Annotated in this window: 13 protein-coding genes and 1 pseudogene; 2 read left to right on the forward strand and 12 right to left on the reverse strand. The window is 57.5% G+C overall.

Annotated elements, in window-relative coordinates; translation table 11 throughout:
• Positions 1-266 precede the first annotated feature (266 nt).
• The 12 genes and pseudogenes from AAFG07_RS33390 to AAFG07_RS33445 form a co-directional block, all read right to left on the reverse strand.
• Entirely contained in the window at positions 267-524 is a 258-nt protein-coding gene (locus AAFG07_RS33390) for a hypothetical protein (protein ID WP_342723948.1), read from the reverse strand.
• Between the two features lie 11 nt (positions 525-535).
• Positions 536-1537 (reverse strand): hypothetical protein, encoded by a 1002-nt coding sequence (locus AAFG07_RS33395; RefSeq protein ID WP_342723949.1) that lies wholly within the window; start codon positions 1535-1537, stop codon positions 536-538.
• The gene (locus tag AAFG07_RS33400) at positions 1530-3485 is read right to left on the reverse strand and encodes a hypothetical protein (RefSeq protein ID WP_342723950.1); all 1956 of its coding nucleotides are present in this window, start codon (positions 3483-3485) and stop codon (positions 1530-1532) included. The genes AAFG07_RS33395 and AAFG07_RS33400 overlap by 8 nt, the downstream gene beginning before the upstream one ends.
• Before the next feature lie 21 nt (positions 3486-3506).
• On the reverse strand, positions 3507-4220 hold the full coding sequence (locus tag AAFG07_RS33405) for a hypothetical protein (protein ID WP_342723951.1): 714 nt from the start codon (positions 4218-4220) through the stop codon (positions 3507-3509).
• Between the two features lie 1181 nt (positions 4221-5401).
• Positions 5402-6298 (reverse strand): S1/P1 nuclease, encoded by an 897-nt coding sequence (locus AAFG07_RS33410; RefSeq protein ID WP_342723952.1) that lies wholly within the window; start codon positions 6296-6298, stop codon positions 5402-5404.
• A gap of 881 nt (positions 6299-7179) precedes the next feature.
• Positions 7180-7494 (reverse strand): cupin domain-containing protein, encoded by a 315-nt coding sequence (locus AAFG07_RS33415; RefSeq protein WP_342723953.1) that lies wholly within the window; start codon positions 7492-7494, stop codon positions 7180-7182.
• Between the two features lie 218 nt (positions 7495-7712).
• Positions 7713-8186, reverse strand: coding sequence for a hypothetical protein (locus AAFG07_RS33420; protein WP_342723954.1), 474 nt, complete (start codon positions 8184-8186; stop codon positions 7713-7715).
• Positions 8171-9373: a histidine decarboxylase gene (locus AAFG07_RS33425; protein WP_342723955.1), complete on the reverse strand. Its 1203-nt coding sequence runs from the start codon at positions 9371-9373 to the stop codon at positions 8171-8173. The genes AAFG07_RS33420 and AAFG07_RS33425 overlap by 16 nt, the downstream gene beginning before the upstream one ends.
• Positions 9374-9459: 86 nt before the next feature.
• A complete protein-coding gene (locus tag AAFG07_RS33430; protein WP_342723956.1) occupies positions 9460-10062 on the reverse strand; it encodes a GNAT family N-acetyltransferase in 603 nt (200 codons plus the stop codon).
• 1050 nt (positions 10063-11112) lie between these two features.
• Positions 11113-12147: pseudogene (locus AAFG07_RS33435) on the reverse strand (IS630 family transposase); the annotation flags it as partial.
• 336 nt (positions 12148-12483) lie between these two features.
• Positions 12484-13593 carry an IS630 family transposase gene (locus AAFG07_RS33440; protein WP_342729315.1) on the reverse strand — a complete coding sequence of 370 codons (1110 nt, stop codon included), beginning with the start codon at positions 13591-13593 and terminating at the stop codon, positions 12484-12486.
• Between the two features lie 331 nt (positions 13594-13924).
• Positions 13925-14959: an IS110 family transposase gene (locus AAFG07_RS33445; RefSeq protein WP_342723957.1), complete on the reverse strand. Its 1035-nt coding sequence runs from the start codon at positions 14957-14959 to the stop codon at positions 13925-13927.
• Between the two features lie 1178 nt (positions 14960-16137).
• Here AAFG07_RS33445 and AAFG07_RS33450 point away from each other — a divergent pair.
• Together AAFG07_RS33450 and AAFG07_RS33455 are read left to right on the forward strand one after the other, a co-directional pair.
• Complete coding sequence (locus AAFG07_RS33450; protein WP_342723958.1) at positions 16138-17898, forward strand: MFS transporter; 1761 nt, start codon at positions 16138-16140, stop codon at positions 17896-17898.
• Between the two features lie 984 nt (positions 17899-18882).
• The gene (locus AAFG07_RS33455; RefSeq protein ID WP_342729316.1) at positions 18883-19140 is read left to right on the forward strand and encodes a hypothetical protein; all 258 of its coding nucleotides are present in this window, start codon (positions 18883-18885) and stop codon (positions 19138-19140) included.
• Positions 19141-19910 lie beyond the last annotated feature (770 nt).

A 19910-nucleotide genomic window follows, 5' to 3' on the forward strand; every position in this document is an offset into this window, starting at 1 on the left:
GGGCCTCAACACGTCGCGCGTCTAACGGCCGTGCATAGAGCAGATGAAGCTCGGGCCTGGGCTCCGATGCGCTGGCCTCGCCTCCCTAACTTGATCGAGGAGCGCGGCCACGCTTGTTTGCGTCGCGCGGCGGCACTGAACTCACTAGGCGTGCGTGTTGAGATAGCGAGAACCGCCGAGTTGGCCGCCATCCAATTGAATGAAAAACTCCGACAAACGAGCCCCATAAAGAGAAAGCCCTCGCTATTCACGAGGACCTCCGCAATTCATTTTGCCACATCTAGAGCAAACGCTTCACGATAGTCCTTCCATCCAAATCTGTTGATCATGAAAGAGACTATCTCCGCCTGCGCAATAAAATCGTTGAGCTCTATTCTTTCATTGAGCAGCTTGTCCGTGATGGCAACAACGTCGTCTTTACTGAAAGAGCAAACACGACAGACTCGGCCTTGGTCCTGCTGAGTGACAACCTCCAAAGTTCCGAGCGGCAGCTTCAGGGCGTCACGCGGTTGAGAGATTCGCATGTCACAGTCTCCTAGCTGAAGTCGTATGATTTTCTTCCTATGTCAGGATACAGCGCATCTTGCAGGCTCGCAATGGTGTTGCGCATCTCGCGTCTTACTCGTTGTTGGCCGAGCCTGAGAATCTCCTCGACCTCATCATCGGATAGACTTAAATCGGCCCGCCGTCGGCGCGCCTCAGAAAACGTCTTCTCAAACTGCTGCTTCACCAAATTTCGGGCATCGTCTTCGCCGATCTTCGCCGATCTGTAGGTCGAACGTACGTCCTCGATTTCGTCAGGGCCGGCCATCAAGGAGAAGAGCTGAAAACAGATATCTGTTTCTGGAACGAGCGGCTCGTGCTTTCGCACTTTCTCCACCCGGATCTGCCGGAAGCAGCGATTTAATGATCGTTCGCTTTCGAACACCGAAATGACGTTCTTGTTGGTGCTGGACATCGGCTTTCCATCGACACCGGGCACTCGGACTTCCGAGGGAAAATCGCCCCTTGCGGGCAACGGAAGCAAGGTACGCTTCGCAGCTGAGTTTACGAAATTAGCAACCTCCTCACAGTAAGTAACGTGCCGTTGCTCGTCGTGCCCCACATATATGCGACTGGCACGAAGCCCCAGTATGTCGGTCGCCATCAGCTGAGGATACAACAAACGCGCCAACGAGGGGTCAACGTTCCCGCTAAGCCTGTCGATCAGTTCTCGCGCAGGAGTCTTGCAGCTCAGTAGCCACATTAAAGAGAAGAGTTCTCGAATGTCAGACTGACGATAGATGACGGTCCGCTCTGGATTGAAACCAAGCGCAATGAAATCGCGGATCAGGTTCTTGTTCTGCAGCTTCAGGTTTACGTCGGCATCGAAGTCAACCAAGTAATGCCTGTCGGCGATAAATAGAAAGTTGTTTCGCGGGTACAGATCCTGCCCCTCCAGTGAGCCCTTGAGAGCGCCGAAATAGTTTCCCAGATGAACAGTGGCATCGCTTTTCAGAGCGCTGACACTCCGTTCGAGGTAGACAGCGTCAGGCATATCGGGTCTTTACCAAGAATACATCCGGCTGAGCACCGGCGATGGAGAAAGCTGCGGTCTGAACGGTGTTTAATGCTGCTTCGAAATTTGCTTCTGGCAGGCTTGGCGCCCCCAGAACGACGAAGAGAAGAGACTTGAAAATCTGAGCTTTTGGATCTTTCAACAGCTGCACGCTGGTTCGTTTATCCGGTCCCTGCACATAGGACGCGAATGTACGAACCTGGTCGACAAGGACGAGTTCGCCGGATTTGAGAGCTAGCGTTCGGCCATTTAACGAAGCCAGGTGCTGACCGTCCGTTGCGGTCGTGACCCGGATTGGCAGCTGCATATGAGTAGCGTCGTGGATGCCCATCAGGAGACCGGTGGACAGCTCTAGGGACAAGAGTAGCTTAGCTATCACTGGATCCCGCAGGCCCTTTTTTAACACCTGCGCAAGCTGCCTCTTCAATGGAAAAGTCGTGCTATATTTTGCGAAAATCGGATCATAGTATCGAAACAACTTGCTTAGAGCATTCTGCTCTTGGTCCGACGCTTGTTTTAGCCGCTCATTCACCTGCTTTGCCAAAATATCTGCCGTTTCAATAAGCTTGAGAGCCGGCACATCGTGCGTGACGATAAATCCAATTCTCAGATTCAGAAACTCCTCGGTGCTGACGAACGCATCATCCGTCGACACCACCGCGGCGTCATGAGCATCGGGCCGGCGTCCGTCGAACAGACCTGGGCTCTGAAAATGCTTTTGAAGATAACCAATTCCTTGCTCCCCGGTGCCAACAGTCTCTTTCGGAAGATACCTTCGTGCGATACCGAGATGAACGTTGCGCCAGCTCTGCAGACTTCGATCAAGCGTGAAGAGCTCCGCTCGAATTGCCGGAGCCATCGCCAAGGTTGATTTCTCGACTTCGGATAGCAGCCCGACCAGACTTGCCTCTGGCGGCGGGCTCCAGTCCGCTAGCCAAGAGAGTTCTTTATGTTTCTGCACGGTCTGCTGCAACACCGTGCGCTTTGCATCAGAAAGTCCACGGCTCAATATTTCAACATGCTGGTATTTTTCTGACTGTATCGCACTGGAATCACCGGTTGCTTCACGAAAGCCGTCGAAAAAGCTCTCAACAGGCAACGTACGGAACACGGACAGCACACGAAGCAGAAACTGAGCAAAGAAATTCGACTCCTTGAGAGCGAGCAGCGTCGTGGAGAGTTCACTTCGGTGGAACGATTGAACGGCAGCCCTGATCCCCACGATGATCGCCCACAAGCAGACCTCGAATAGATGTAGCGTTCTAAGAAAAAGGTACTCGTCGTGATACATCGATTGAGGGAGGGCGGTAAGATGCGCGAGCGCTACTTCTTGCTCGACAGCGTAGGAAAGCCAATCGATCTGGTATTTTGAACGCATTCCCGCGTAAACAGGTGGAATTGCGGGGCGTTCAACATTAGTCAAAAATGAGCAGAGAATCTCAAGTTCTTCGATCCTCTCCTTTACGTTCACCTCTTGAAAATTGATCCCGGTAGCGTCGGCCGCACGTCCGCCCTGGATCCTCTCATGACACTCGAGCGCGTGACGCTCGAAGTGCAACCAATCATCACAAATAATGGCAAGCGCAACTCGACACTTTGTCCACGTGCTTTGCACACTCGGGTTAGAGTACACCCCGATAAATCGATTTAGCAGTGCAACGTTTGTATAGATCGGGTATCGGGGTTTGGGATTTTCCGAGAGTGGACGCTCGGAGCTCCACAGATCGTTGACTAGGTTGGAGAGACGCTCCTCTTCAAAGCTTAGATTGGCCGCGTTAGCATATACAAGAGCCACCCGTTCAAGGGCGGATACGAATTCCGCACGCGCGGCTGGATCGACGTTGGCGCGCCCAGTCTCACGCGAGGACCGAACGTAATCGTTCAAGCTGATCGGGCTGAGAATGTTGATAATGGCTTTGGAGATCATCCTGAGCACCAGAACTCGAGGCTACTCGGGCCGCAGCATTTCAAACGAATAGAGGTAGCTTGTAGTCTGATTTGGAGATTGTTTGCTGCTCCACCGGCCCGGTCCTCCTTCCATGACGAAGGACAACTGCTCCGTCTGCACCAACTTATCCAGAGGATGGCTATCGCTTGCAGTGAAGTTCTTTATGGATACCTGCAGCTCATTTGTTTTTTCCTGCCAATCGACGAGACGTATCGAGCGAATGCCGTATTCACATTCATTCTCCCCCTTGTCTTCGGCATAACCGACATAGGAACTTCTGGGCGAGCTGAATGCCAAGATGATCTTCCCGGTCCACACACAACTTCGTTTTTGAGTCGCTGGATCTACGCGTCGCAGGTAAATCTCCCACGTTCCCTCACGTGGATGAGGACTGGTGGAGAGCTGCGTCGCAACTGCAGCCGTACAGGTTCCGAGAATCGCAACGATCGCAGCGCCGAAGATCGATTTACTCATCCAAGGATCGCGAAAAGGCACGATCGATGTTGCGTGTAATGTCCAGAGATAAACGATCGCTGAAAATAGACAAATGCTGCTCGCGACCAACACATCGGCTGGACTGCTCGGCCTGAGCACCACCGCATACAAGATCGACGGAAGCAGTATTCCCGTGGCAAGTGAAAGTGCCAAAAGTATCGCGGCAACTGGCTGATCAGTTACCCGCGAATGGTCGTGGTGATGCTCATCGTTGCTCATACGCGCCATCTCGTGGGTGAATTCACGCCTACTGGTTCGTTATGATCTGACCCCGATTTCCAGGCTGCCCGGGGTCTCCGGCTGGTCCGAAGTCGCCCGGGGGCCCATCCGGACCCGGAGGCCCTCCTCCGCAGTACGTTGTTCCTCCGCCGCCGGGGCCTCCAGGACCTCCCGGCCCGCCCGATCCGCCCAGGCCACCTGGCCCGGGGGCTCCCGGGTTTGCTGAGAATGTGATCAGATCAACCTGAAGAAAGATTTTCCCTTTGAGAACGAGCACGCCACCATCGCCCCCCCTGCCTCCGGGAGCACCCCTCTCGCCTGCTTGTCCTTTGCTTCCCCGTCCCCCGGCGCCTCCGCCACGCGCGCAATCGAAAAGATGATCGGCTCCGCGCTGACCCGGCTCTCCGGGCGCCCCCCTCTGTCCCGGACGGCCCTGCCCTCCCGGTCCGCCGTCACTTCCGTTGAGAGAAATCGTCAGTTGGCTCCCGTTGGCCAACGCGCCATCGAGCAATACTCTGCCGCCAGTGAGGCCGGCGGCCCCAGGGACGCCCACGCGCGATGGGTCCGGCGGACGCACGATCTGCTCATCCTCGAACGCTTTTATGGACCCGCTTTCGGAAACGATGATCGGTGATGAAATTTCCAGAGCTCCGCCATTGGTAATAATTTGTGCGCTGTTACGAAGCTCGAATCGACTCGCGCGGATTGACAGTGAAATCGCGGCACCTGGCCGACCAATCCTGAGTGTCGTTCCATCCAGGATCAGTGCGGGCTGCGCCTTCAGCCACTCCGCATACTGACCTTCGTTCAAATCCGCGGGCGGCCTCCTCAGGACGTCCGGCGGAAACTCCGAAAGAGACGTTTGGGGGCCACGCAGAACGAACTCTTTATCCTCCGCTAGCGCAGAACGGTCGAAGGACAAACAACAAAGAGCGATAGCAACAATCCATTTTGCAAAGGTCACTGAATTCCCCTCAACAGAAGCGACACTCCTTGCACGCAATCAATCGCTGCATACAGACTCCCGGCACGGCGCAAACAAAAAGATCAAAAATATAATCTAGAAAATCCACACCCAGGGGGGATCGCGCTGCAGCTCGAACGGCTTTGTGGGCAGATTCGACCCAGTTGAGTGTGTCTGCATATGGCAAATCCCCGCCATCTGCCCACCTCGGACACTCCTATGGTTTGCGCAGTGCCTGGTTCAGAACCATCGCCAACCGCACACCCGCCTTGCTCAGTTGAATTGCGACGTCATTTGTTGCCGTCGTGACATAATCGTCAGTCAACCTAAAGCTTCCGCGCGCGTTAGGAGCCGGAAGCTGACCATACGCGTCATCTTTTGACAGAGCGAAAGCTTCCTTGGCCCAGTCGTCAGGGTTGCCGGCTTGCCACCGCGCTTGCTGTTCCTTCGTGATGTGGCCGATGAGATCGGAGGCTATCGTTCGAGAATCCGGGCCCAGCTGATCTACAAACTCGGTGTCCCAGAAATGGTGAAGATTGCCGGCGCTAAGCCCGGCCGCCGAAACTAGCTTGGCATTGCCGCCGCGATCATGATCGTCAGAGCTGTGCAGCGGCTGGTGCACGTCGCCGACGAAATGAAGCAAGAATTTGAGCGCGGCGACCTGCTCCTCGATGTCAGTCGCGGGATTGGCGAGTTCGGCCGCAAACTGCTGAATCTTGTCGACCACACAATCGGCCGCCGCCCCATCTGAAGCCGGCGTGCCATTGGGCACGGGTGGATGATTGAAACAGGCCTCGTCGAGATTCGGTGCGGCAATCTCAATATCGACAAAGTGCCACTGCCGCGTCCGCTCGCGTGAATTGCTTGCATTCGCATCCCGGTACTTGTCCGCCCATGTAGCTGCTGACGCAATGTCATGAGCGGTGAGCGGATCGGTATCCGCGGCCAGAAGGGCATTCACCCGCTTGCGCACATCCCCATCCAGAAAGGACTGCGCCACCAAGGCTACAACTTCATGCCCTTCGTCACCCCAAGCGAGTGCGCGGCTTACGTTCGAACAGCTGAGAAATGCGGCACAGGCGAGGATCGCCAGGCGCGTCGCCACTCGTATCATGACCAGCTCCTCAAATTACTGGCAGAACAATGAAGATGGGAAATTCGAGGTCCCTGAGAGGCCCTCACAATATTGACGCAGCCCAACTCTCGCAGAGATTGCGTGAATGTCAACCAGCACTCTACCGGGTGAGCCGTCCGATCAAATCATTTCAAGCGCCGCTGTACGAAACGTACAGTCTTGGAGAGACGTATCCCTATTCGAACTCTTCATTTCGGCTGTAGAATTCCACACTGCGGTCCTCAGAGGTATGGCACCGCATTGGGACAAGCGCGCTCCGATCGGCGCACACGTCCGAGGAATTCTGCAGGGTGATCTCATGCGGAAGAACGACGTGACCTGCCCTGGCTGCGGGGCCGGATTCCGGCGCATCGAACTCACATCTGAGCCTCCGACCAAGGGTGAATATCGCTGCCCTGTTTGTGACACCACGCTAGAGCGCTTCAGTGGCGACAAGCTCATCGCCTACCGTTTAACCGTGCAGCCGGAGTTCTCGCGGGTCCCGAAGTAGTGGGGCCGCCGGTCGCACAAATCGACGGCCCCTTTGCCGCTTGAAATGCCTCTTAACCGAAGTAGGCGGCGGCTATGCCGAGGGGTATGGCAAAGCTACTTTACACCTTTGTGACCTCCGGCAGGGACTCCCCAGCAGGCGCCTTTAGCCGTTCCTATAGGGATCTCTGAGGTGCGCGAGCGTAGCCCGTTTGACTGCGGACCCTACTATAACTCGTCGGCAGCGTCCGACGTGACGTCGCCCCGGGCGCTAGGCGTCCTGACTAGCTCGTTTCCAGAAGGCGTTCGGCTCGGCTTGAGATGAGCGCTTGCACGTCTATTGCTGTTCTTGAGCACATCGCTCAGCCGAAGCTGATACTGGGAGCCATTGGCTATTCCGCATATATAATGATCGTGATGAACTGGATCTGATCGTCCAAGAGCTTTTCGGGACCATGAAGAACGCCGTCCGAAAAGGTGAATGCGTCACCAGGTTCGACGAGAAAGGTTCTGTCGCCAAATCGATACTGCATCCGGCCGCTCAACATATAAATGAATTCCGTTCCAGGATGTTGGAAGCGAGGATAGCTCTCGCTTTCCTTGTCCATGTTGATAAGGAACGGTTCAAAGGCTTTCCGCGGACCTTTGTGATACGATAATAGCCGATAGGTGTGCCCGCGCTTGGTACCTGAGCGGACAACCTCCATTTGGTCAGCGGCTTTGATAAGTTGACCTCGCCCGTCGGTTGCTCCACCTCCCTAAACAAGGTCGACGGGTCCGTTCCCAACGCAGCGCAGATCCGCTCAAGCAGCGCGAGGCTGGCGGTCTACTGACCATTCTCAAAACGACTGATCAACGGGACCGAAATGCCAGCCGCCGAACCAACATCGCTGAGCGTAAGCCCGCGCTCCAGCCGGGGCTCGCCTCATAGCGGCGCCCATTCTCTCATCGATATGCGGTAGCCCTCGATCGATTGAAGCGCGGTGATCGCGTATTTGTCCGGCTGCGGCTGATTCCTGAAGTAGATCAGTAGCCGCTCCAATGCCTCGCTATGCTGCCCCTGCGGCGCGCGTCGATGCTCATCAATCACTTCAGGCGTCAGGAGCCTCTTGAGAACTTCTCGTTGCATCTTGTCATAGCGGCGACGGTAGACGTCATCCACGCTACTGGCTTTAGTCGCTTCCTCGGGCAGCATTTCCCCGCCCTTTTCGGCGCGGGTAGAGCGGCGTTCGCTCTTCTTCTTGTTTCTCCAGCTGCGGAACTGCTGCTTGATGCCGAACAGGCCGTTGCGAAGATCGAGCACAACAAACAGCATGATCAGCCCGATGATAATCAGGCGCATCGGCCCCAGCGTGATCAGGACCTTATCAAAAAAGACTACGATCAGGGTGCCGACCACCGCGCGCTGGTATCCAATCTGTCCCCGCCAGCGGAAGCCGTGTCATGGCGGCTGACACCTCTTTCACGATGACGCGGACCCGCACTGTCCGCGATCGCCTCGATCAGCGCATCGAGTTGGTGCTTGGTCGTCCCCGGCGTCACCACTACATGACTAACGTCTTGAGTGGCTATCTGCCACTTCGCTTTGACACCCTCTTCGACAGGCGGCAAGACAACAGTTAGCGCATGGGGATTACGCCACGCGCCGACACCGCGCTCGTTAAGCTCATCGGCGGTATAGGCAGCCAGTTGCTCGCATTGATCGAACATCCGCTTGATCCCCGCGATTCCCAGACAGCGGATCGCGTACCAGAGGACAATCGGGCTATACGCATTTCGAGATCCGCTCAGCGTCGTATCCGAACTGCCGATATAGTCGATCGCGCGCATGACCCGCCGCACGTTTGACTTACGAGCGAGAACAACACCGCACGGCATCGGCGCCCCAAGAAATTTGTGCCCACTGATTGTGACCGAGTCCGCTCCATCCTCGAAATCGAAGGACGGCTTCGGGTTTAGAAATGGAGCGTATGGCCCGCACAATGCCGCGTCGGCATGGACATAGCTCTCACGAACTCCGACATCCCGCAGGACCGCACGAATTTTTGACGTGTCGTCCCTACCTTCCTTCATTGTGGTGCCGATGTTTGCGACTATCAGAGCCGGCCGATTTCGTTCATTGCTCGCCTTTCGCGCCAGATCGTCATAGTTAATTTCTCCGTGTGATTGCGAATCCACAACGGCGTGCTCCAGCCGGAGCAGACGAGCCGCTTTACTCACACTATAGTGCGAGTCTCGCGAGAAGTACGCGACGCCATCTGGATAAAGTTCGCGACCGAGATACAGCCCATAAATATTTCCCTCGGTTCCGCCGTTTGTGATGTAGCCCCAGAAGCCGTCATCAGGCGCCCGGAATAGCTGAGCGAAAAACTCAACCACTTCGCACTCGAAGGCATGCGAGTTGACGCGATAAGTCCCTGGTTCGAACGGATCTCCGAGGTTGTTTCCAGTGAACTTCAGGAAGCGCCACAACGGCTCATACTTGAAGTCCTTAGCAAACGGGTAGCCCAGAAAGCATGCATTCGCATCCTGCATGGAGTAAAATAGTTGATCAAGTCGTGTGAGATTCTGGGATCCTAGCGTCACGAGTGCCTCGCCGCGGTCCTTGGCTTCAGATTCTGATTCACGAGCGGGCAGACCATGCTGTCTGGACCCGCTCGCTGGCGCCTCGCTCAAGAGGAAGGGCGGAGCATTGGGAAAAACGGCGGCGAACTGCCGATCTGGACTTCACCCACGATCTGCCATCCCAGGCGCTCATACAGACGCGCCGCCCTAAGGCTGGTGGCTTCTGAAAATGCCAGTCCTTTCGCCTCGTCCAGGATGGCGAGACCGTGCCTATAGAGAAGGCCTCCTAAGCCCGATCGCTGGTGTATCGGATCGATGCCCAGCATAGTGAAGTACCAGTGCGGCTCCTTCGGGTGATACTTGCCGAACTCCTCGAATATCTTTTCCGTTTCCGTTCGTCTGTAATCCGGCACACTGCCAAGCAGGAACTTCATCATTGCTGCATCATCGCGAGGCGCCTTGTCGGTTAACCACAGAAGCGCCCCTTTATCGCCGCCATCAAAATACGCTCCGCTTTGATCTGCGTACGGATCGCCGGCATAAAAGTCGAGAAAGCCAGCGAAATGACGTAGAAAGCGGTCCGGCTCTGGGTACAACCACCTCAGTAACGGGCACACCGCAAAAGCTATTGTCAGAATGGCAATGACCCTAGGGCGGTCCTCTGGGGCGACGACCTTGATCGACTCACGCTGTCCCGACTGGGATGACATGATTGCACCTCTCACCAATTGCGGTTGGAATGATCGCGCGACGAAGCGGAGCTAGAAACGCATACGCAAGCGTTCAAACCCAATGTCGATAATCCGCATCACTCGCACCTTCGGACCCGTTCCCCGCACTCAGCAGCCTCGGTCGAGCCGTGCTGCCACAGAGAGCATTGCAGGACTTGGGCCACTCAGATGCTGGCCATTGCCTTACCTTTTCCGAGCCACACGTCGTAATCACGACAGGTTGTCAGGTTGCAATCGTGGAGCCGCGTTTACTTTTGGACAGAAGAACGCGCAATCCGGGCTCATCTATCGAGCTGCGGAAATCGACCGCCGGCACACCGTCCCAACAGTTTGCTGGTGGACACATTCATGCCCTCGGCGGCTCGCATCATGCAGACAGACAGTCGTCCATGCCGTTTCGGGTCCACTTGCCATAACATGGCATCACGTGGCTCTGAAGTCTCAGACCTTATGAATAGCGATAAACACTCAGCCACCCGGTCGCAGCGACGCCGGGTCTCCGCAACAGGATCGCAACAAGGTCGGCTCGCCGCCTGACCATTTTGCGTGTCGCGTGATCCCGATCTCGACCTGCTGGCTACCGGGCGGGGCGGCAGGCGGCACTGCGCGCATCTGGGAGCCGTCCACCACATCTTCGTCGAGGAAGACCAGTCCGAGCGCCTTGCAAACCCGACCATGGCCGCTATTGCCAGTCGCGATTTTTCATCCATATACTCGACGCTGCCGCTAGTGGCTTAATCCACGTGGAGCCAATGAGCAAAGCATCGGCCCTTCCTGAAGCGGCTCGGGAGAAGATCGGCCGCGAATTACTTGAGAGCGTTGAGACCATCGCTCTTCTTAGAGCTGACATCGTAGTTGGCATCCGCGATGCTCGACGCCGGTTTGGATGACGAGCTCCACATGTCAGACGTAATACGGCAAGCTCGCGGTACGTACAGTCGCAGCTAGTGTCTGAACCAGAAGTTCGCAACATCCGGTCGTGTTTTGCCGGGAGATTGTAACGGCAGAAGCGCTCGATGGAAGCAAAGGAATATCATCGGCAGATTTGGTCCATCGGAACGGTTTTGGATTGGCGTTGTGTCGTTCGATGAACGAGGCGACGTCCGCCCTGAGGGCGGCGACGCTTCGATAGACGCCGCGCCTGATCTTCCTTTCGGTGAGGAGCGCGAAGAAGCGTTCGACTTGGTTGAGCCATGACGAACTGGTCGGGGTCAGATGCACGTGCCAATGCGGCCTTTTGGCCAGCCATCTCTGGATCATTGGGGTCTTGTGCGTGGCGTAATTGTCCATGACAAGATGGACGTCGAGTTCGCGCGGCACGGCAGCCTCGATCTCGTCAAGGAACTTGTAACTCGGCGGTGCGGTGGCGCCCGTAGCACTTGCCAATGACCCCACCGGTCGCAATATCGAGGGCGGCGAACAGCGATGTGGTGCCATGCCTTTTGTAGTCATGACTCCTTCGGAGCCGCCTGCCCGGGACGCATCGGCAGCATCGGCTGGCTGCGGTCCAGCGCCTGGATTTGGGACTTCTCATCCACGCACAGAACGATGGCGTGCTCCGGTGGTGAGACGTAGAGGCCCACGACATCGCGCACCTTGGCCACGAAGTTCGGATCGGTCGAGAGCTTGAACGTCTCCATCCGGTGCGGCTGGAGCCCGAAGGCCCGCCAGATGCGTTGTACGGTCGATACCGACAGACCGCTGGTCTTCGCCATGTCGCGGGAGCTCCAATGGGTGGCGTTCTCAGGGCAACTCTCCAACGTCCTCACGATCACGGCCTCGATGCGGGCATCGTCAATCGTGCGCGGCGCGCCGGAGCGCGGCTCGTCATGCAGCCCAGCCACGCGCTGCTCCATGAAACGCCGCCGCCACTTGCCTACGGTCTGCCGGCCCAGCCCGAGCTTGGGCCGCCACCTCCGTGTTCTGACTACCTTCCGCACAGGCCAGCACGATCCCGGCTCTCAGAGCCGGCGCCTGCGCCGTCTTCCGCCGCATTGTCAGCGACGTCAGTTCGGCACGTTCATCATCGCTCAATATCAGGGGAGCAAGTCGCTGGACCGCCATCGCAGACTCCGTCGCTGTTTGCCTCAATCCTTGGCACAGCAACGCGAAGCTACCGCAAATCTATGATTGCGAACTTGTGATTCAGGGCAATGGCTGTACTTAGGCAGCCTTCCGATCATCTTTCATTTCATCGCCAACTTGGGCACGAAGAAAACTTTCAAGATTATGAATACTCTCGCGTATGAACGGTTCGTGTACGCGGAGTTCGGAAAGCCAGGCCGTGGGGTCACAGGTCACCGAGTATGGCAACGGGCTAGATTGCTCGAGGATGAGGCGCGGACGTTAGCACCGAACCTCGCTTGCCATTCGAGTTTAGATAGAACTAGTCACGTGAATCTAAAGTTCACCACATAAAGTCTGGTGGGCTTTGTGGCAGAAGCGTTTGACGGAGGCCAAAATCTGGTCAGCAGACTTAGTCCATTTGAACGGCTTCGGGTTTTTGTTGTGCAGGTCGATGAAGGTGCGGATGTCGGCCTCGAGCTGCTTGACGGAGGTGTGAACACCTCGCTGGATTTGCTTTCTGGTGAGTTCAGCGAACCATCGCTCGACCTGATTGATCCAGGACGCAGAAGTCGGCGTGAAGTGAACATGATAGTGCGGCCGGCGAGCGAGCCACGCTTTGATCTTGGGCGTCTTGTGGGTGGCGTAGTTGTCCATGACGATATGGACAGCGAGCCCCCCAGGGATTTGAGCGTCGATCTCTTTGAGGAACTTCAAAAACTCGACTGCCCGATGGCGCTTGTAGCATTTGCCGATGACGAACCCCGATGCGGCATCGAGCGCTGCAAAAAGCATGGCCGTGCCATGCCGCACGTAGCTGTGCGTACGACGTTCCGGCACGCCGGGCATCATCGGCAAGACCGGCTGCTCGCGATCGAGGGCCTGAATCTGGCTTTTCTCATCGATGCTGAGGACAAGGGCTCGGTTCGGTGGGCAGAGATAAAGGCCGACGATATCGCGTACCTTGTCGACGAACAGCGGATCGCTCGACAACTTGAATGTCTGACTACGGTGCGGCTGCAAGCCGAACGCCGACCACATTCGGCGGCTCGTGGTGTGGGAAAAGCCAGTTTCCGCAGCCATCGAGCGGATCGACCAATGCGTCGCGTCGGCCGGCGTCGTACGCAACGTTCGCTCGATCACGGCGGCAACCTGATCGTCGTCGATGGTGCGAGGGCGGCCAGGGCGGGCTTCGTCAAGCAGGCCATCACAGCGATCCTTCAAAAATCGACGGCACCACTTGTGAACGGTGTGTTCATGGATGCCGAGTTCGGCAGCCACAGACTTGCTTGGTAAGCCATCCGCACATCGCAGGATCGCGCGGCGTCGCTCAGATAGCGACCGCGCAACACGATGACGACGAACTTGCCTCTCTGGGTACGTGCGCTCCTGCGGACTGAGCACTAACGGCGCGATCGGCCGGCCTCTCACCCAGCATTCCCACAAGCGCTCTCCTCGACAAAGATTCGAGCTATCAACTAATGTGACGAACTTCCGTTCCAGATGACTAGGGCGCGTACTCATCTGTGGACGCCCCGCCAGATGCAAGCGGTTTTTGAAGGAGATTGGCACGTAGTCGGATGCTGCCATCTGTCCGGCCTCTGATGCAGCGATGGAGCTGCGGGCCCGTATGGGAGTTCGCGGACCGGAACCAAATCATAAATGCGTGCTCCAGGCACGATGAGTACATCTGGTTCTTCCGGCCCCGTCTCGCCGACTGTTGCGCCATACCCTCCTTCGACCGACTACACCTGCGACGACCTCAGGCCCGCCAAGATCACGCCTTGGCTGCGACCGGAGCCCTGTAGTTCTCCTGCTTTATAAGCAGCGCCCAGACGATCCGCGCCATCTTGTTCGCGAGCGCGACGGTTACCAGCATCCGCGGTTTGCGAGCCAGCATCTGTTCGAGCCACGACCCCTTTGGCGCACCGCGTTTGCTCGCCTGTTGCACGACCGCGCTGCTGCCGATGATGAGGAGGCGCCTGAGCGTGCGTTCGCCCATCTTGGATGTCGCACCGAGCTTCTGCTTGCCGCCTGTCGATCTTTGAAGAGGCGTGAGACCCAACCAAGCGGCGAAGTCACGGCCTTTGGCAAAGGTCTCGGCCGGCGGTGCTAGAGCGGCGATCGCGGTGGCGGAGATTGGGCCAATGCCGGGAACGGTCATTAGCCGGCGCGATACTTCGTCCTCGCGAGCACGTCGCGCGATTTCCTGGTCGAGGTCCGCGACCTTGCCATTGAGGTCGGTCAGCAGGTCCAACATCAATCGGAACATGGCGTGGGCCGCTTTGGGAAGCGAGCTGGCCATCTCTTCTTCCTCGATCAGGTCGGTAAGCATCGCCACGTGCGACGGCCCCTTAGGTGCGACCCAACCATATTCAGTGAGGTGTCCCCGGATCGCGTTGATGAGCTGCGTTCGCTGCCGCACTAACAGGTCACGGGTCCGAAACACCAGACCCGCCGCCTGTTGCTGTTCGCTCTTCACGGCCACGAACCGCATGCTCGGCCGCTGCGCTGCTTCGCAGATCGCCTCGGCATCGATCGCGTCATTCTTTTGCCGCTTCACAAACGGCTTTACGTAGGCGGGAGGGATCAACCGAACTTCATGGCCAAGCTGGGCGAGTTGACGGGCCCAGTGATGGGCTCCGCCACATGCCTCCAGAGCTACCGTGCAACTCGGCTGGGCTACGAAGAAATCCAGCAGCTTTCCTCGGCTGATCCGTTTGCTGAATATAGCTCGCCCTTTCCCGTCTGCTCCATGAGCGTGGAAAACATGCTTGGCGATATCCAGACCGATTATGATAACCTCTGACACGGACGCCTCCCTTAAGTGGTGCTCAACACCTCCACTTTGGCACATCGATGCCGTCGGGCGGGGCGTCCACCCCATCATAAATCGGTCGGCGCTTGGTGCCCGCTTGTGCCCCGGTAGCGGCTCAGAAAGCAGACATGCCGGGAGTTTCAAGAAGGGCCGAAATCGGGCCCTGAGCGAACTTCAACCGGTAGCTACTTTCGTTTGACCTCGACCTCGACGCACCTCTCCATGTTTTCTGCTTCGTTACATCCGCTTTGATCGGCTTCAGGTGTCCGCGTCTTGAGGGCATCACTGGCTCGGTGTTGATGTTTGCAACGACCTTCCGCAGCTCGTTCATCGGCGAGAGAGCGTACATCGAATGTCCGGTGCTGGCCAATCCGCCTGCGACTTGCAAGTCACGTTGATCGATGCACAGACTTGCTGACAAATCCACGCCATCTACAAGCGTACTCGACCGCAAAATCAACTATGCGCTGCTTCAGCGCACTATTCCTGCTCGCTCTCTGGGAAGATTGCACGTTTTTAGCATGATTAAGCGGTATGCTACCTATGGTATGAGACCTCTCACCGAGGAGCCTTCGCCTTCCTGAGAGGAAACGCACCGTGAAGCGAGCCGCTTCACAATGAGAGCGGTTTTTGGAGTAGTCGAAACGCGTGGACTCCTGTACTCTTTGTGGCCGCTGTTATTGTGTTAGCAGAACGCGGCCAGCACCAATCTGACTTTTTGCCGTGTCGGACCGCGTCCTGCCGGTGGTGAACGTGCCATTACGGCAGTTCAGTTCGAATAGTAGCTTGCACCTGCAGATGCTTTCAGATTTGCGGCAACTGCCGCCGTATCCCGCGAGGGTCAGTTCGCCAGGCTTTGGAGCGCCCCTGCGCTGGCAGGATAGTCGAAATCGCAACGATCAACCGCTGGACCGTCGTCCAGCCGGCCAGTCTTGCAAAATTGGCTGGCATATTCGAGCATCCTATTCCGTAGAAGAAGCGCACCTATCACGTCGCTGGTCACTTCGCGACGCTGCCATGAGCTGCATCGGGTCGAAGCAGCATGATCATCGCCTGCATCAACAGCGATCAACGCATCGCGTTTGGCGACTGCGCTTGGACGCTGTATCGCGCCGGGAACATCCTTGTGATCCGTCCCGGAATCGAATCATGGTAGATCATAACGCTCCGACATGACCGATCCAGCTAAAGTCCAGACAGGGGGCGCCGACGGCATCGCGGCTCCGCTGCGGCACGCGACCTTCCGACGCATCTGGCTTGCGAGCCTCCTCTCCAACCTCGGTATCTTGATTCAAGGTGTTGGCGCGGCCTGGGCGATGACGCAGATGACGTCCTCGGCTGACAAGGTCGCGCTGGTGCAGACGGCGCTGTTGCTGCCGGTGATGCTGATCTCGATGCCAGCCGGCGCGATCGCTGATATGTTTGACCGTCGCATCGTGGCGCTGATCTCGCTTGGTATTGCGTTCGCCGGCGCAACCGGACTGACGGTGGTCGCCTGGCTTGGCCTCGTCACGCCGAACCTCTTGCTTGCGCTCTGCTTCGTGGTCGGCAGCGGCATGGCGCTGATGGGACCGGCCTGGCAATCGTCGGTCAGCGAACAGGTGCCCTCAGAAGCGCTGCTGCCTGCAGCCGTCGCGCTGAACGGCATCAGCTACAATATCGCGCGCAGCGTGGGTCCGGCGATCGGCGGAGTCGTGGTGGCGACCGCGGGCGCAGTCGCCGCATTCGCGCTCAACACCTTGCTCTATCTGCCGCTGATGGTCGCGTTATTCCTTTGGAAGCGCATCAGCGCACCCTCGCGCCTGCCGCCTGAGAGACTGAGCCGCGCCATGGTGTTAGGCGTACGTTACATCACCAATTCGCCATCGATCAAAATTGTGCTCATTCGGACCCTGGTGACCGGCCTCATCGGCGGCCCGATCGTTGCACTAATGCCGCTGGTGGCGCGCGATCTTTTGCATGGCGACGCCCAGACCTACGGTATCATGCTCGGCGCCTTTGGCCTGGGTGCGGTGGTCGGCGCGTTGAGTATCACCGAACTGCGCAAGCGGATGAGCGGCGAGGCCGCGATCCGCGCCTGCGCGCTGTCAATGGGCGGGGCGATCGCCGCGGTCGCGCTCAGCCGCCAACCGGTGTTGACGGCGATGGCGCTGGTCCTGGCCGGCGCCGTGTGGATGATGGCATGGACGGTGTTCAGCATTGGCGTGCAGTTGTCGGCGCCCCGATGGGTGGCCGGACGTTCGCTCGCGGCCTATCAGGCGGCGGGCTCAGGCGGAGTTGCCGTCGGCAGCTGGGGTTGGGGCCATCTGACCGACGCGGCCGGGGTTGAAACTGCGCTGCTGCTTTCGGCCGCCCTGATGGTCGCCTCACCACTCATCGGCCGTTGGCTGCCCATGCCCCGCGTCGGTGCGCGGGGTGAGGAGGCCGAGCTGCTCGCCGATCCCGAGGTACGGCTCGCCTTGACCGGACGCAGCGGGCCTCTCGTGGTCGAGATCGAATATAGGGTTGCACAGGAAAATGCGCGGGCATTTCATAATGTCATGCAGGAGGTGCAATTGTCGCGCCAGCGCAACGGTGCCTATGGCTGCTCGATCGCGCGCGACATTGCCGATCCGGAATTGTGGACCGAGCGCTACCACTGCCCGACCTGGTTCGACTACCTGCGCCTGCGCAACCGTCCGACCCAGTCCGAGCGTGCACTGGAGCAGCGAGCAATTCACTTCCACATCGGTCCCGCGCCGGTCCGCGTCCGCCGCATGCTGGAGAGGCCATTCGGCTCAGTACGCTGGAAGGACGACACGCCGGACCACGCGACCGCCGAAATGCCGCCGGAGATCCCAAGCGGCAAAGGCCGTACGCAGCCGGTCGCTCCGGTTGATCAGACAACACAGCCTGCCGGGAGGTGCCGAAAAGCCGCAAGCGGTTTGAAATGACAGAAGCGCGAGTGATCAGCGGGTTTGGCGCGGATCCATCGTGCGACAAGCTGATCCGACGCCCATCGCGACGGCGACTGCATTCACGCCAGACGCCCGGGCGACGTATATCTTTTTAGGGATTTCTCGAAACTCGCTTCGCTCTTCGCCGCGCTGGACCTCGACGAAGTATGCCCTAATGGCGCGGAAAAGATGTCATTGCCTCCTCCTTAAAGGAGTAGGACCAAGATCGATTAATAATCTAGCTGCAAGGCGCAACAAGGCAGCGAGCTGTCGGTCTTTCTTCCCGGCGGCAATCGGAGGGGCATGCGCGATCATGACCTTGTCTCCGGTAGCCTTCACTGACCGTGACGAGCCTCGCGCCACTTTGCTCGAGCCTGCTTGTCTTTGCCTTCATCTAAAGCGAACGGGCTGGTCGCATTGGAACTGCCAGCACGGTTGAGCCTCTCTCAGAAGCTCCACGCGCTCTAAACGCGGCAAGGGCTTTTATCCGGCTGAAGCCGCGAACCTTGCTCTATAGGTGTCACTCGCGGCCAGAACGCGAATACAGCTCCGAGCGCGGTGCATGCGGGCCGAGGCTGGATGAGGCATGCGGATTGTCCTCGATTTGGTCGCGAACGGCCCGAGCATCGCCTCACCTTCCGTGTCGAACGAGCACTTGACCCCTGGGATGGCAGCGCAAGACATGCAGCTTCCCGGCGGACGTCATGAAGGCCAATCGCTGCTACGTGGCTCTTCGACTGAACACCGCTTCGTATTCTGGCAATCTTGAGCAGAGAAACAAGAAGCATCTCATCGTGGGTCCTTCGTTGGTCTGACTTTTGCCATCGCCATCCCGCTGGCTGCTGTTTGACACGAGGTGTCGTAAGGATTTACCAACCATGCAGGATTACCGATCTGGTCGCTAACCAATCGACAATCGTTCTGGCACAACTTGCAGCCGGAATGGAAATGGGAGATTCGAACGTGACCGGGCTGGCTGTTATGGAAAACGTGCGTCGCTACCGAGCAATAGCGTCGCTGTGCCGTCAGGCCGCGACATTCCGTCCGGTTCAACGCATCTCGTTGCTGACGCAGGCTGAGGAGTGGGAGCGGCGAGCGGTTGTCGAGCTCGAAGGATATTTTTGCGCTTTAAACGGATGTCGTGGGTCTAAAATGGGAGGACCGAGCCAGCCGTCGTCAGACTTCCTTGGCTCAAATTTAGCATCGCTCCTTACAACAATCTCGCCAGAGGAATCGTAAGGCTTGAAGCAAATCCCCCCCTCAACCAGCAGCACGAGAAGCGCGGGTATTCGAGGATGTCGTCCTATTCGCGGTGTCTCGTTAACTTCTGTGGCAGGTCTGATTTTTGCCCGGTGCCAGATAGTCGGCGTGCTGAACAGGTCTTTGCGTTGCAGACCTGTTCCAAAAGATTCGATTTTCGGAACAATCCCGACCCCGAGCATCTGCGGCTCTCGCGGCTTGCACAAAGGCGGACCACCTTCACTTTTCGATGCCGTTGAAAGAAGGCTGCTAGATACTGAGTTCTTCGACCTACAGCCGTAGAATCCCTGCGTTGGTCTGTGCGGCGCAATGTCCAAAGCATCATTTTCGAGGAGCCGGAAATCTGACACACCTTTATAATTAGCGTTTCCGGTCGCGGGAGGGGCAACCACAACAAGAAGGTCAGGTCCTCGAACGAATCGACAAAAATGCGGAAAGGCCTCTTCAATTCTGTTCAGCTTGATCGAGCATATGATCTGCGCTTGAAGCGCAACCCCTAGCAACGCACCAAAGGTCAATGCACAGGTAGCCAAACAATCAACCGGAATTCGATCAGATCGTCAGCTGATTCTGATCCCGCCATCGCCCCAATTGGCGTCAACGTGCGATAGCACACGTGGCGCTTGCGGCATTCATCGAGCGCAAGCGAGAGCTGAGAATGTTATAACTCTCATTGCCAAGCCCCGACTTCGGTTTTGTATTACTTTCCAGTGGCGCGGCCTATTGCTTGCCTCCCCCGGGATTGCTTG

Source organism: Bradyrhizobium sp. B097 (assembly GCF_038957035.1).
Lineage (GTDB): Bacteria > Pseudomonadota > Alphaproteobacteria > Rhizobiales > Xanthobacteraceae > Bradyrhizobium.

Bases quoted from the DNA above. Each gene is read 5' to 3' on its own strand.
- AAFG07_RS33390 (WP_342723948.1), bottom strand. From the start codon at position 524: ATGCGAATCTCTCAACCGCGTGACGCCCTGAAGCTGCCGCTCGGAACT.
- AAFG07_RS33395 (WP_342723949.1), bottom strand. From the start codon at position 1,537: ATGCCTGACGCTGTCTACCTCGAACGGAGTGTCAGCGCTCTGAAAAGC.
- AAFG07_RS33400 (WP_342723950.1), bottom strand. From the start codon at position 3,485: ATGATCTCCAAAGCCATTATCAACATTCTCAGCCCGATCAGCTTGAAC.
- AAFG07_RS33405 (WP_342723951.1), bottom strand. From the start codon at position 4,220: ATGAGCAACGATGAGCATCACCACGACCATTCGCGGGTAACTGATCAG.
- AAFG07_RS33410 (WP_342723952.1), bottom strand. From the start codon at position 6,298: ATGATACGAGTGGCGACGCGCCTGGCGATCCTCGCCTGTGCCGCATTT.
- AAFG07_RS33415 (WP_342723953.1), bottom strand. From the start codon at position 7,494: ATGGAGGTTGTCCGCTCAGGTACCAAGCGCGGGCACACCTATCGGCTA.
- AAFG07_RS33430 (WP_342723956.1), bottom strand. From the start codon at position 10,062: ATGTCATCCCAGTCGGGACAGCGTGAGTCGATCAAGGTCGTCGCCCCA.
- AAFG07_RS33450 (WP_342723958.1), top strand. From the start codon at position 16,138: ATGACCGATCCAGCTAAAGTCCAGACAGGGGGCGCCGACGGCATCGCG.
- AAFG07_RS33455 (WP_342729316.1), top strand. From the start codon at position 18,883: ATGGAAAACGTGCGTCGCTACCGAGCAATAGCGTCGCTGTGCCGTCAG.